7 protein-coding genes and 1 pseudogene are annotated in these 14031 nt (G+C 54.7%); 6 read left to right on the forward strand and 2 right to left on the reverse strand.

Annotated elements, in window-relative coordinates:
- The first annotated feature begins 276 nt into the window (after nt 1-276).
- Together PSO31014_RS06620 and PSO31014_RS06625 are read left to right on the forward strand one after the other, a co-directional pair.
- Nucleotides 277-1878, forward strand: coding sequence for an ATP-dependent nuclease (locus PSO31014_RS06620; RefSeq protein ID WP_063599563.1), 1602 nt, complete (start codon nt 277-279; stop codon nt 1876-1878).
- Entirely contained in the window at nt 1871-2980 is a 1110-nt protein-coding gene (locus PSO31014_RS06625; RefSeq protein ID WP_150550887.1) for a UvrD-helicase domain-containing protein, read from the forward strand. Before PSO31014_RS06620 ends, PSO31014_RS06625 begins: the two co-directional genes overlap by 8 nt.
- 147 nt (nt 2981-3127) lie before the next feature.
- Here PSO31014_RS06625 and PSO31014_RS06630 read toward each other — a convergent pair whose 3' ends face one another.
- Both PSO31014_RS06630 and PSO31014_RS06635 read right to left on the reverse strand, forming a co-directional pair.
- The gene (locus PSO31014_RS06630) at nt 3128-7222 is read right to left on the reverse strand and encodes a KAP family P-loop NTPase fold protein (protein WP_150550888.1); all 4095 of its coding nucleotides are present in this window, start codon (nt 7220-7222) and stop codon (nt 3128-3130) included.
- 848 nt (nt 7223-8070) lie between these two features.
- Nucleotides 8071-8796, reverse strand: a complete 726-nt coding sequence (locus tag PSO31014_RS06635) for a hypothetical protein (RefSeq protein WP_150550889.1) — start codon at nt 8794-8796, stop codon at nt 8071-8073.
- A gap of 253 nt (nt 8797-9049) precedes the next feature.
- Between PSO31014_RS06635 and PSO31014_RS06640 the strand changes: the two genes are divergently transcribed.
- The 4 genes and pseudogenes from PSO31014_RS06640 to PSO31014_RS06655 all read left to right on the forward strand — a co-directional run.
- Nucleotides 9050-10459 (forward strand): DUF2130 domain-containing protein, encoded by a 1410-nt coding sequence (locus PSO31014_RS06640; protein WP_150550890.1) that lies wholly within the window; start codon nt 9050-9052, stop codon nt 10457-10459.
- Nucleotides 10460-10730: 271 nt separating this feature from the next.
- Entirely contained in the window at nt 10731-10991 is a 261-nt protein-coding gene (locus PSO31014_RS06645) for a helix-turn-helix domain-containing protein (RefSeq protein ID WP_063598838.1), read from the forward strand.
- Nucleotides 10957-12228: a type II toxin-antitoxin system HipA family toxin gene (locus PSO31014_RS06650; protein ID WP_174976426.1), complete on the forward strand. Its 1272-nt coding sequence runs from the start codon at nt 10957-10959 to the stop codon at nt 12226-12228. Before PSO31014_RS06645 ends, PSO31014_RS06650 begins: the two co-directional genes overlap by 35 nt.
- Nucleotides 12229-12663: 435 nt before the next feature.
- Nucleotides 12664-14028, forward strand: a pseudogene (locus PSO31014_RS06655) (YifB family Mg chelatase-like AAA ATPase); the annotation flags it as partial.
- Nucleotides 14029-14031: the final 3 nt, after the last annotated feature.

Consider the following 14031-nt stretch of genomic DNA (forward strand, 5'->3'; position numbering starts at 1 on the left):
ATAGTCGTCGATTGATCGAAAATTCTAAATAGTAATTCGTTCCAATGAGGGGGCTTCGATCGTCCGCGTGTTTTTCTTGGTGGAGATCGTCTTGGGCGGAGCATGTTGTAGCGCACGAGCGTGAACGGACGAACGTATTTTTGAAGCGGAAATATACGATCGATGGCCGCCTACAGATCATCGACAACTCGAATTGTGCGACTGGGCCATTAAATTGGTTTGTCGCGTACGAAACGACACAGCGCCCTGCGAAGCGGTGCGACGGAGGAGGGCGGGGTGATTCGCAAGATCAAGATTCGAGGTTACCGTATTCATAAGGATTTGACCGTTGAGCCGAATCCAAAATTCAATCTTATCGTTGGCCCTAACGAATCTGGCAAGTCAACGCTCATGGAGGCGATCACCCTCGCGCTAACCGGCCGAATAAACGGCCGCAGTGTGTCCGAGGAGCTTAATCCGCATTGGTTCAATACGTCGGTCGTCAACGAATTCATCAGCAAAAGAGCCAGCGGAGTCTCGGTCGGATTCCCTGAGATCCTTATTGAACTGTCGTTCGAGGATCTTCCAGAACTGCAAAGCCTCTGCGGTGCGGTTAACTCCCACGTGCCGACCTTCGCGTGCCCAGGTGTGATCTTGAAGATTTCCGCAAATCCGGAGTACTCCGTGGAGCTGGAGGAGTGGGCAAAGTCCCCGACCTCGCTTCTGCCGGTCGAGTACTACCGTTGTGAATGGCGATCTTTTGCGGACAGAGAATTGACGTCGCGGCCCAAGGTATTGGCCGCCGCTGTTATCAATTCGCAGACTGTACGAACGTCCTCAGGGATCGACTATCACCTGCGCCAAATCCTTGGTGACCAACTTGAGCCCGATGAGCGGGCACAGATATCGCTCGAATATCGCCGCGTAAAGGCCTCGATGTCCCAGACCGCGCTGAATGCCGTCAACACCAGAATGAGCTCAGTGCACGCGACCTTGCACAGTCGGCCAATAGCACTCGCAATGGACCAAAGTGCGAGAGCGTCTTGGGAAGGTGTCGTCACTCCACTGGTCGACGATGTACCGTTCAGCATGTCCGGCCAAGGGCAGCAGTCGGCGATCAAGATCTCACTCGCGATGAACCGTCATGCCGGGCGTGCTAAGTTCGTCATGATTGAAGAGCCAGAGAATCACTTGACTCACACAAGCCTCGCTACGCTACTGTCAAGAATCGAGTCTCTTGCCGGGGAACAGCAACAACTCTTCGTCACAACACACAGCTCGTTTGTCCTCAATCGATTGGGGCTGGATGCTCTCGTGCTGATGGGAAATAATGTTGCGGCCAAGCTATCGACACTAGATCCCGAGACTGTTAGCTACTTCAAAAAGCTTCCCGGGTACGACACCCTCCGAATTGTTCTCGCGAACAAAATCGTGCTGGTCGAAGGCCCATCTGACGAGATCGTATTCGAGAGAATTTTCCAAGATATTCACGGGAAGCGGCCCATGCAATGTGGGATCGACGTCCTGAGTATGCGGGGACTATCACTCGCACGTGGCCTAGAACTATGCGCCGTACTTAACAAACCGGTAACTGCCCTCCGAGATAACGACGGAGTCGATCCGAGCGAACATCGAGCCCCCGTAGAGGGATGGCTAAAGACGGGAGAACGCGAACTCTTCATTGGCGACACCGCGCATGGCGCAACCCTAGAGCCTCAGCTAATACATCACAGTGGTGAGGCGTTGCTGCGTGACATTCTTGGCATTGCTCCGCACGCAGATTTGCTGAAATGGATGAGCAGGGAGAAAACCGAGGCAGCCCTTCGGATCGGCACTGCAAGCACGAGAATCGTTCCGCCAACCTACATGCTCGAAGCGGTCAGGTTCGCCCATGGCTAACCGTCTGACACTCGCTGTCGCAGGTTCGCGGAAGACGCAAGGCCTCGTCGAGCACTGCGCGTCACTATCGCGCGAGCGTCGCGTGCTGGTACTCACGTACACACAGGCCAACCAGCAAGAGTTAATCAATCGCTTGAACCATTACGCAGGGCAACATCACCATATCGAGGTGATGGGCTGGTTCACTTTCTTACTTCGGCATTTCGCAAAGCCTTTTTTGCCGTTCAAGTTTGCTGGGCAGAGAGTTCTTGGGTTTAACTTCGATGGGCGCCCCTCCCGCTTCGCGAAAGGCATCCACCGGTTTCTCGATGCCAATGGAGCCGCATACGGATGCGAACTGGGGCGCCTAGCTCATGAACTGGTTGCGGAAAGCAAGGGGGCACTCCTGAGGAGGCTGGAGTGTATTTGCGATGAGATTCTGATCGACGAGATTCAGGATCTCAGCGCGCACGACTGGGAGATTATCGATGTACTGCTGCATTCATCGATTGATATCCGCATGGTAGGTGATATCCGGCAGTCGGTGCTGGCGACAAATCCGCGCAGTTCCAAGAATGCAAAGTACTCGTATACCGGCGCTATCAAATGGGCCAGAGCTCGCCAATCTATGGGCCTGCTTGAGATCTTGGAGAGCGTGACAACCTGGCGGTGTCATCCTTTGGTCGCGAAATTCTCCGACAGTATCTTCGATCCATCTTGGAAGTTTCCCGAAACGCAATCCAGGAACGAGGCAGTGACCGAGCACGATGGCGTGTTCCTAGTTTCGACAAAGCACGTCGACGAGTACGTTCGGCGCTTTCGGCCTCAGTGTCTGCGGCACAGCGTCAGCTCAGGCAAGGCGTTCGATCTTGACTACGTCAATTTTAAGATATCAAAAGGCATGACATATGAGCGCGTTCTGATAGTCCCGACCGCGCCCATCACGAAATTCATCAAGTCAGGCCTCTATTTGGAGCCCGGCTCCGCTTCAAGCTTCTACGTTGCAGTTACGAGGGCGAGGCAGAGCGTGGCAATCGTTCTGAACGATGCAGGCATATCTTCGCTGCCCTTCTGGGAGCCAGAATCAGTGGATACAAATAATGCACGCTCAAGGGTTCGCTAAGTGTGGTGAGCGACCGGTTGCACCAGCGAGCGGTTCGGCTTGTCCCGCGCGCTAGTCAGTGGCTGTCCGCGGGACGGTTCGGTGGGGCCTTATGTTTTTCGCTCGAAGTTGATCGCAATACCCATCAACGAGCCGTGGTCCGTTCGACTACTCAGATTGAGTAATCGCTCTTGTCCGCCGGATTCGAGCGATATCCTTGGATGTACCGAAGTGGTTCTCAAGGATGGTCAGATCGTCGTCCGAGAACTGCTCAAGCTCGACGCCTTTTAGTGCTCCCTTGCCCGCAAGCTTTGCACTGTAGGCGGCGACTCGAGATTTGATTGTGTTTGTTTTTATCTCACTCCATTCAGCAATCAAATTCCGAGCGAGCTTTGCCCTTTGATCATCTCCTTGGAGCTGGGATGTAATGACTTCCTCGTTGTCAAAAACGAGTTCCGACGTGCGTGGAATATCGGCTTGCCTCACCACGCTCGGCAGGATGTCCATGAAAAACGCCGGAGCCAATGTATCGGCCCGACGGATCACTTGTTGCCACAGTCTCGCCTTATGCTCATCACTCACTTCGTTACGCGGAAGAAGCGAACGAAGCGTCAAATCGCCTTCGTCAGGCTGGACGTCCAACCAGGCTACGATAGCGATGTCCGCTACGGTCTCGACGTTGCGAGGTCCGCTCACGAGAAGCAGTCGCGTAACCTCACTTCTTGAATCGTCCGGCATTGCCTTCGCGACTGAGGACCAAACGCTCCTGATCGTGGTGACGGCTTCCGCATCTCCCCAGTCGATCGATTCGGCCAGCCCTGCAGTTTGCTGAGCGGAAAGATCGGGGTTGAACTGAAACGTTGTGACCGCGTCTTTATACGAATTCTTCCAGACGACGCATGCAGCCTGCGCGAGCTTGGACTTACGGTCCGCAGGCGCAATTCCCTTGGCTATCATTTCGCGCATTGAGAAGAGCAAGCCCGACTTCGCGTCGGCAGGGTGATTGTTTGCGAAGGTGTGTCCATCGTCGAAAATCGCGACGGGATTGTAGGGGGTCAACTCGCTGCTTGGCGCTGGCCAATACCTTGCCATCCAAGAGTGTAACCAGGAGTAATTGGCAGGTGTGGCCTTGGCCTGCTCAAAAAGTTGATGCAGCGAGTTGCCCAGAACGTTCCGTGAAGCGTGCGAAAAAATCTTAGATGTTGCAGGAACGACTCGCATCAAATACCTGTTTGCGTTATTCGACCGCGCCGCAATTTGCGGAAGCAATTGATTCAGGAACGGCTGGAGCGGATTATTATCCCAACTCGCTCGGGGAACGGCGTCTACGAAATCCGTGAGACGTTTTGCAACGCCCTCCTCGTGCAGATCCTTGCTAATCAAGATGTTTAGTGTCTTCACTACAGCACTCTTGGTCGAATCCGGCAATTCAGGGTACAGATTCCCTAAAAGGGCGACGCAGTCGAGTGGTAGATCGGACAGAAGGCGCTCAGCCCATTCTCCCAAAGGTTTCCATGCTTCGTCCGAGTTTGCTGCATGCAGCCTACGGACAAGCTCGCAACTGAACTGTGATGTACTGGCTTCCTTGCTAAGCGCATTTGCCAGATCTGCAAGCGAAACCGGAGCGTCGCCGGATAGCCTATATAGGCATGCTGAGGTAATCGCAAGTAGTTGCTCGACGAGCGATCTATACTCGTCGTTTTCCGTGATTCCCTCATTTTTAGCGGGCGTCATTCTTACTGCAAAAGCCTCGATGAATGCGGACGCTTCCATGTCGGTTGCCTTGTCGATGCTTGCGAGCGATACCTGCGCCGCCATTGGCATGGAAAGTTTGCTGTCTAGCGCGATGAATCTTTCCAGGAGGCTCCAAAGAACATGCCGTGTCTCTTGTCCGAGTGACATTCGGCTCGTAAATATGCTCGACGCTCGTGCCATTGCACTTTTTAGATTGAACTCTGGGGTCGCGTCCTTCTCAAGCTCCACAACTAGAGCTTCGAGGTACTGCTCTCCGAGATCCGCGAAAAGTGGTTCAGGGGATCCCTCGATCCAATTCTCAAGGTTACCAAACGGCAACTGAGTCTCATCGGAATTTACGGACACGGTTCGATCGACAAGCCATGACAGTAGGGAAGCGTCGGCTCTTGATTCAATTCCGTACGCGGCTCGAACGTTGAGAATGACCGGCGTCAGCTGTTCGACCATCGCCACGGCTTCCCCGAGATTCGGTGTCTGCAACGATTCGAGCTGTAATTTCACACCCGACGCCCCGCCTAGCACGTCGTCGACAAGGCGCGAAGCGACTGCCGTCTGATCAGCATCCGGTGATCGGGCAACGAGCTTCGCCAGACGCGTTGGTCCCAGATGCGAGCGGAGGTCTCTTGACTCCGAAACCTCCCGACATAGGGCGCTAAGGAGTTGAAGTGCTGTCGGGTTAGGGAGGCGATCGATAATATCTGCAATGACTCTCGCCGCGTTTACTCTTCGCGACGAAGACTCATGTCGCAGGTCCTCAAACATCTGGTATATGTTGCGGGCCTGCTCCTGACTCAAAGGAGCTGTATTGATGTGCCTTCCCATCGCTTCCAGAAAGCCCTTGGTATCACCAGAGACGAACGCGTCATAAACCTCTGTCACCTTCGAACCCAATCGGCGCGTAATTGGATCCTCAGACAAAAGCAGCAAACTCTGGAGAGGCTCGGCCCAGCGCAACCCAATCAGGCTCGCGAGAAACTGTCGAAGCGGGCGATGCTCTGGACGAAGTGCTGGCTTACCGCTATTGCCTGCGGGCGTGAAGTACTTTTCATTGAACAACTGTATTGTTGATTCAGGCAGTCCCTCAAAGGGCTGACCATTCACTGCGACATCGGTGAGTCGCTTGAGCAATCCTGGGTCGTCCTGAACTTCGCGGTAGAAGTCCGGAAAGCTGACCTTCAGCGCACATAGTGCGCCGAGTGAGATGGGATGATTGGTAATCGCGCCTTCGTGCAATCCTCCGGGGCGATCCGTTCCGACGCCTTCAAGCTCTCGAACTTTTCCTATCCACCACGCCTGCGAAAACGCGTTCACCACCTGCAGCGCGTTTCTCGGATCCTGAATCCCGACGTGGATCATTCGGTCAATCAAGGCATCTATCTCTACACCGCGCGACTCAAGGTCTTGGGCGACGTCGGGAAGGCGTTGGAGGTGTGCCTTAGCAAACGCGCGCATGTCGTGTCGGGGTGGCGGTGAGATGTCGAGTCGAAACTGAAAAATTCGATCAAGATACCTGCGGGCATCAAAGTGGGTGAACACTGCGGCAGGAAGATCTGCGTTTCTACGTCCTTTAGAGAGCGCGTCAGCAATCTTCCCTTCATCGCACGATATAACGAACACCAATCCAATCCCTTCGGGAAGGCTTGACTTCGGAATTTCCATGAACGTTCGGACGCCGTCGAGGCCGAGAACCATCTCCTCCGACGACAATCGATCGAGATCGTCAACGAACACAACAATGCGATCGCAGCTTTTTCCGGATCGACCATCCTTAGATTTGGATGCGCCGCTTTTGAATTTCCGGATCTGCCCCAAGAGCATATCCTCGTACTGTTCCACCGTGGTAGTGGGCAGAGTGACCTTTGTGATGGAGCGCGCATTTGAGAGCACCGCGGGCTTCAGGTTCTTTAGTATGTAACCGACGGCTGCTGTCGTCGTGGCAAAGATAGCGCTTCGGGCGTAGGAGCCTTCAACCCCAAACGCCCATATCGCCAACCAAGTGGCGACAAAAATCAGAAGCAGGGCGATTCCAGCGGCTGGTAGCGGAACCGCCCAAGACTTCAACGTCTCTTTGGTTTGCGCCCAGTATGACTTGTCGTCCGACGTCGTCTCGCTGATTTGGCGGAAGAGCTTGTCCTGCAAACTCTCCTCCGTCCCTCCCAACTCGAGAAACACGTGACGCAACAAAGCACGCTTGATGTCCTGGTCCTTGCCGCCAAAGCGCCAAGCATTGAATGTGATGCAGCGAATGCGTTGATTACGCGTCAGACCATTTTGCTTCGAAGCGTCGTCCTGCAGGTCCGCTACGTACAGCTCCTTGATACTGCTTTTGCCGGTGCCCCACCCTCCGAGTACCCCGATGCTGAAGGGAGTGGTGTTGCTGCTTGATTCGATGAGACTTCTCAGAGCTCGAGCATAATGCCTGTGGCCAAATGCATCTTGCTCGGGCCTTGAGATTTCGCGATCAAGCATTGCCGGCATTTCGCTGTTGCTCGATTTCCCGTTGGTCATATCTTTTTCTTGGTTAGCTGAAACGTCTCGATGCTTTCAAAAACCGGAAACTCTCGGTCACGTCGGGTGAACGATAGGCCATTGGGACTAGGTCTATAGATCACGGGGCCCAGGGGGCGACCAGAAAGTGGAGGCAATCTCAAAACTGGTGGATATGCAAGGGACTCGCCGAGATGGCCGGACCTATCCCTGCGAAGCACCAAATACGAGCCGCTCGGCGGCTCTAAAAGTCAAAAAACTGTGCCCCAAAATCGGGGGGGCGATGGTGACTCATCTGTGCGCCCTGAAGGCGGCGCAGGTGGTTCATATGGCGGCAATTCTATGCCAGGCTTGCTCTATCATATTTTAATCGTCCAGACTCAGTACCCAGACCTCTTTGAAGCCCCTCGAGTTCGGCATCAGAGACGGTGTTGCTGAGTCATTGATTTCCGGAGGTACCCCGGATCTAGCCACAAATCCGAGCGGCTCTCGTCGCCGATAAGCGAGCTGGCGACCCTATCGTAAGCATCGCACATAATTCCACAGATACTCTTCATACACCTTCGCTTGTCATGATGACGCACAGAAGTGCGTTGGTATTTTAGGGGAGACACCGCTCGAAATCATCTTAGGGCATTTTCAGCGAGGTCTGGGCAATCAGCCTTATCGAAGCCACATCGCCAGTCCGACGACAAGGGCGATAACAAGGATGCATGCGATAAGCAAATTTCGCCCATCTGCAGCTTATGGTGATATCAAGTGGCGCACTTCTGTGTATTACGTAGTTCCTTGGGCCCCAGCCCAGCCACAGTGAGGACCCGTACTGGGTATGGCTTGGATCAGTCGAATCGACTGAAACGTCACCAGATTCATAATTGCGACCATATATTCACCACAATCATAACGACCACAGTAAACCAGAGGAATTTGTTACTCGGATCAATTTTTGCTAGTGCTCTTGCAAACCGTATGGGGAGCATAACCACAAAAACCGAAACGAGAAAGACGGGGGCAGCAGCGATCCATGCAATCGAATAATATATGCAAAAGAATGACAAGAACATAAAGGAAATGACGCCACCGATCGCAAGGGGATTCGATATTCCCTCCGTACTGATGTGAAGGATTTTTGCGGCATGCTGGAACGGGGAAAACAATATCGGGGTGAATTTCGTGTGAAGAACAATGTCACAAAATCCCATGAGGAGAGGGCCAAGTATCATCAGCGCATTTCCTTTGGACAAAAATTCGCCGACCGTTTTCCTGTGATCGATAACCCATTTTATTGAAAACCACCCCATGAAAGTTAGCATAAATAACCAGAAGGAGAGCAAAAATCTGCTTGAATCTGGCGGAAGGAATCGCTGTAGCATAAAAGCAAAAATTAAAGAAAAAGCGCTTATCCAACCATATATTCGACGAAGAAATCGCAAGCCACTGAGAATGGTGGCATCCTCAAGTCTGAGGCTGAGTGTGGAGTAGTGCCCTTCGATTGCGGACAGAAATTCATCAATCTTTTGGTTTCTCCTTATTTTTTCTCCAATCCAGTAAATTCCAATTAATACAGTTATTATATTTAGTATAATTTTTTCCATTTTGTAAATTGTTGAATTTTAGGCAAACCACCTCAATTCTTCCCTCTTGTGAACTTTGGTTGGCGGATTTTATAAATATACGACATCACGCCGACCAGTAAAAGCCCAGGAAGATCATTACTTCGGCGACTTTTTGTTCGCAATCTTTATGTGTTGGTTTTCGCTGATAAGCTTCCGCACTGTGATGTCTGCTTTGAATGTGCGGCTAGTAACATTTACGAGTTTATTCTGATTACTCAAGGGGATCGAAGGCATGCATGAAATCATCTGCCCGCACTGTGGGAAGGCGTTCAAGATTGATGAGGCGGGATACGCGGACATCTTGAAGCAGGTCCGAGACAGCGACTTCGAGAAACAACTGCATGAGCGGCTCGAATTAGCTGAGAGGGACAAGCGGAATGCAGTTGAGTTGGCGCAGGCCAAGGTTGCCGGTGAGTCGCAGAAGGCTGCGGCGGCAAAAGACGCCGAGATCCAAGTGCTCAGGCTCAGGCTGGAAGCGGGCGAGGTTGCGCGACAACTAGCTGTTGCCGAAGCCCTTAGCTCCATAGAGAAGGATCGTGACGCCCTTGCGAATGAACTTGAACGAGCGAAGCAGGCCCAGCAAGCGGCCTCCGAGCTGGCGGAAGCGCGGCTTCTGGGCGAACTGCAGCAGGCCGGGGCGACGAAGGACGCCGAGATTCAGAGTCTCAAAGCTAAGCTTGATGCGATCGAGGTCGCCCAGAAGCTTGCTATTGCGGAAGCCGTCACTATCGTGGAGAGAGAGCGTGACGATCTGAAGACCGGACTCGTGCGGGCGACGTTGGAGAAGCAGCTTGCTGAGCAGTCACTAAAAGACAAATACGAGACACAGATCAAGGACCGCGACGACGCGATCGAACGCCTTCGTGACATGAAGGCTCGCCTATCGACAAAAATGGTGGGCGAGACTCTCGAGCAACATTGTGAGACCGAGTTCAATCGCATTCGTGCGACCGCCTTTCCGCGAGCGTACTTTGAGAAAGACAACGACGCACGTACGGGAAGCAAAGGCGATTATATTTTCCGTGACTCGGACGAGGCAGGCACGGAGATTGTGTCGATTATGTTCGAAATGAAGAACGAGAGCGATCGCACTGCGACGAAAAGCCGGAACGAAGATTTCCTGAAAGAGCTGGACAAGGATCGCGCCGAGAAAGGCTGCGAATATGCAGTCTTGGTGTCTCTTCTTGAACCTGATAGCGAGCTCTATAACTCCGGAATCGTCGATGTTTTTCACCGCTATCCGAAGATGTATGTGGTTCGGCCACAGTTCTTCATTCCCATCATCACTTTGTTGCGAAACGCTGCGATGAACTCGCTCAAGTACAAGTCGGAGCTAGCACTCGTGAAGGCACAGAACATCGATATCACGAACTTCGAAACGGAGCTTGAGTCGTTCAAGACCGCATTCGGAAAGAACTATGATCTCGCGTCTCGGCGCTTTCAGACGGCGATCGATGAGATCGACAAGTCTATCGATCATTTGCAGAAGACCAAGGAAGCGCTGCTCGGAACAGATCGGAATCTACGTCTGGCCAACGATAAGGCCCAGGATGTGACCATCAAGCGGCTGACTCGCGGCAACCCTACGATGGCGGCCAAATTTGCCGAACTCAAAGACCACGACTCCGAGACGTCGGATTAAGCGAACAGTCGCCCGGATTCTGGGTACCGGGAAGGTGAATCTCAGTGACGTTGCCGCGTGCCAGTGTAGCTCGTTCGCGGGATATGAAACCCTTGGTGGTCAATGTCCTGATGATGGACGGCCCGCCTTTCCCCCACCGTCCGGTGACGCCGAGTCGTCCCACGGTTCGCGTTAGTTCTTTGCTCTTTGTGCCCAAAACTGGTTGGAAGCTGTACGCCCATAAAGTATGCTTAAATATACTTTATGGATATTTTTTTATTAAAAGTATGTTATGGAATACTTTGCGAGTGCCGTACTTCCGACGCAATTTGGGGCTCAATTTCGTCGCGAACGTAAGAGCAAGGGGTTGACTCAAAAAGAGGTCGCGATGCGTGCGGGTGTCTCTCGGCTGACCGTTATCCAGTTGGAGCAGGGAGAGAACGTGGGGCTGCATGCCATCATGGCGGCGATCGGTGCTCTTGATATGGGTTTGCGCATCGATACGATTCGGATCAACTATGACGACATCGGCCGATTTGGTGACGACGCTTAACCGACAGCGAGACGAGCTGGATGTATCGACGCCGGAGGGGCATGCGGGCTTACTGAGCAACCGTACACGGACGCGCCACGTTTTCAACTACTCAAAGGCGGCAAAGGCGGCCATCTCACTCGTGATGCCCATTCGAGACGAGAGCTACGCCTCCGACATGTTGCCAAGCTATTTCGCCATGAACCTCCCAGAGGGCAGACTACTTCAGACCATACGAAGTCGACTGCAACGGGATGTGCACATAGACCAGATGGCGCTCCTCGCGCTCACAGGTCGAAATCAAATTGGTCGGGTCACTTTCGGCGACTCGCGTGCGCCAGACGGTTCTGCTGCGCCTATATGGGAACTCGGCGAGATACTTGAATCTTCTAGCCGGAAGCTGTTTGCCAGGCTTCTAGCATCCAACTATGCATCGGGTATTTCGGGCTTCCAGCCAAAGGCGCTTGTCACGGCGTCGGTCGGCACGCCATCAGTGCATTTTCAGACCGCCCCGTGTCCCTCAGTCACTAAGGTGCTCGATCTGATTGTGAAATCGTCCGATGATGATCAACCGTTACTTCCCCAGAATGAATATCTCTGTATGACCGCCGCTAGCGCCGCAGGCATTCGAGTCCCCAATGTTTGGTTAGCGAGGGACGGCGGGCTACTTGTCATCCAGCGTTTCGACCGTGACGAACAGACGCGTTCGCCCTTGGGGTTTGAAGACATGGCCACGCTGATGAAAAGGCCGCTACAGTCACGGTATGCTGGTTCGTACGAGAGCATCGCCCACGTTATCGGTGTTTTATGTGGAAAATTTCGAGCGGAAAGTCTGTATCGGCTCTTCGAGTATGTCACCTACTGTTCGCTGACAAGAAACGGGGACGCGCATCTTAAGAATTTCGGGTTGGTCTACAGCGGGCCGGAAAGTGAGGACATCTCGCTCGCTCCCTTATTCGATGCAACGACAACGTCAATCGCCGATCTCGCATCTCCCCCCGGAACGAATGCGTCAAACGATGAGACCCTAGCGTTGACCTTAAATGGCTCACGCGAATTTCCATCTCGGAAATCCTTACTTAAATTTGGGCGAACGGTATGTGGAGTAGCACATCCGGAGCGAGTGATTGACCGCATTGCCGAGGCTATGATGAGCACGCTCTCGACTCACGCGCATTGCGTCGACGAACGCTTGCTTAACGCCATGCGACATCACTGGGAAATCGGTCTCACCTCAATGCGCAAAGAGCAGTCCTGAACGTCGTTCCGTCGATCTTGCAGCTCGTTTCTGAGCGTGCGCTGACCTGAAAATACAATCCTTCACACACGCCCCAGTAAAGAACCTACGCTCGCTGTGCAAATCGGGGGCGGTTCGTGAGTTAATTTTTTGGGGTCTGTCCATGTGGACAACCAACGTGTGGTTTCTCCATACCTGTAACTAATCTGTAGCGTGGAAGGATTTCATCTGTTGGATGACCGATATCGCTCGTGAACGCCTAGTTGACCTGGAAAAAAGAGCTTACGAGGGAGAACACATCGGATTGCTATGAGCCAAAACGCGCATTGCTCCCCCTATGAACTAGCGCCTCACGTGGGCGCTTTTCTCATCCGACCAAGCGCCGCAGCGGCCTACTGACGCGGGCAGATGAGATGAGAGCTTGGCACACAGGCTACACGGTGCCCCAAATGCTAACAATTCGCACATGTCCGGAAAACGGTCAATCTGGCGCCGGCCGATTTACCCAAAGCGTCTGGCTGCTTCGATCTACCGATTGCGCTTGGCATCCTCGCGGCCAGCGGGCAGCTCCCCGACGCCGGATTGCGCTCGCACGAGTTCGCGGGTGAGTTGTCGCTCACCGGCGAGTTGCGCCCGGTTCGCGGGGCATTGGCGATGGCGAGCGCCATGCTGGCCGAACCGTCGGCGCGTGCGCTCGTGCTGCCTGCGGGTAGCGCACAGGAAGCGGCATTGGTGGAGGGCGCCACCGTCTATGGTGCGCGCACCTTGCTCGACGTCTGCGCACATCTCGCCGAGCCCGACGTGGCGACGCCGCTGCCGCGCGCCGTCGTCCCGCTGGCGCTGGGGGCATCGGCCGACAGCGAAGTCACTCAGGCAAGCGAGCGCCCCGACCTGGGCGATATCAAGGGACAGGAGCACGCCAAGCGCGCGCTGGAAGTTGCGGCCGCTGGCGGACATCACATCCTGTTCTACGGTCCACCGGGCACCGGCAAGTCGATGTTGGCGACGCGACTCGTGGGGCTACTCCCGGCGCTGAGCAAGGCGCAGGCCGTAGAAGCCGCCACGCTGGCCAGCCTGAGCGCACATGGATTCGATTTGCGTCACTGGGGCCGGCGACCGTTTCGCGCGCCGCATCATACGGCGTCGGCCGCGGCGCTGGTGGGCGGAGGTAGCGCGCCGCGCCCCGGTGAAATCAGCCTCGCCCATCGCGGGGTGCTCTTTCTCGACGAACTACCGGAATTTCAGCGCCGCGTGCTCGAAGTCCTGCGCGAACCGCTGGAGTTGGGCCATGTGACGATCTCCCGCGCGGGCGGACACGCCACGTTCCCTGCCGCGTTTCAACTCGTAGCCGCGATGAACCCATGCCCGTGCGGCGACCTGGGACATCCGTCGCGCAGTTGCCGCTGTACGAGCGAGGCCGTGGCGCGATATCGCAATCGTCTCTCGGGCCCGCTGCTCGATCGCATCGACCTGCACGTCGAAGTGCCGGCGCTGAGCGCCGAAACGTTCGCCGCGCCGGCCCGCGGCGAGCGCAGCGAGGTCGTGGCGACGCGCGTCAGGCAGGCGCGGGAGCGCCAGCTATCACGCCAAGGCCAATTGAACAGCGGCCTGTCGAGCCGTGCGCTGGAGGCGCAGTGCGCCCTGCAGCCGAACGCACAGGACGTTCTGCACCGCGCGGTGACGCAACACCATTGGTCGGCACGCACCTATCACCGCGTGCTGCGCGTGGCGCGCACGGTCGCCGATCTCGCAGGCATTGGCGATATCGATGCCCACCATGTCGCGGAGGCCGTGCAATATCGCGAAGCCCCGTCATCGTGACGG

The organism is Pandoraea soli (genome assembly GCF_902459595.1).
GTDB lineage: Bacteria > Pseudomonadota > Gammaproteobacteria > Burkholderiales > Burkholderiaceae > Pandoraea > Pandoraea cepalis.

Coding starts and splice junctions, on each gene's coding strand:
- PSO31014_RS06650 (WP_174976426.1), top strand. CDS start 10,957: ATGACGACATCGGCCGATTTGGTGACGACGCTTAACCGACAGCGAGAC.
- PSO31014_RS06640 (WP_150550890.1), top strand. CDS start 9,050: ATGCATGAAATCATCTGCCCGCACTGTGGGAAGGCGTTCAAGATTGAT.
- PSO31014_RS06625 (WP_150550887.1), top strand. CDS start 1,871: ATGGCTAACCGTCTGACACTCGCTGTCGCAGGTTCGCGGAAGACGCAA.
- PSO31014_RS06635 (WP_150550889.1), bottom strand. CDS start 8,796: ATGGAAAAAATTATACTAAATATAATAACTGTATTAATTGGAATTTAC.
- PSO31014_RS06645 (WP_063598838.1), top strand. CDS start 10,731: ATGGAATACTTTGCGAGTGCCGTACTTCCGACGCAATTTGGGGCTCAA.
- PSO31014_RS06630 (WP_150550888.1), bottom strand. CDS start 7,222: ATGACCAACGGGAAATCGAGCAACAGCGAAATGCCGGCAATGCTTGAT.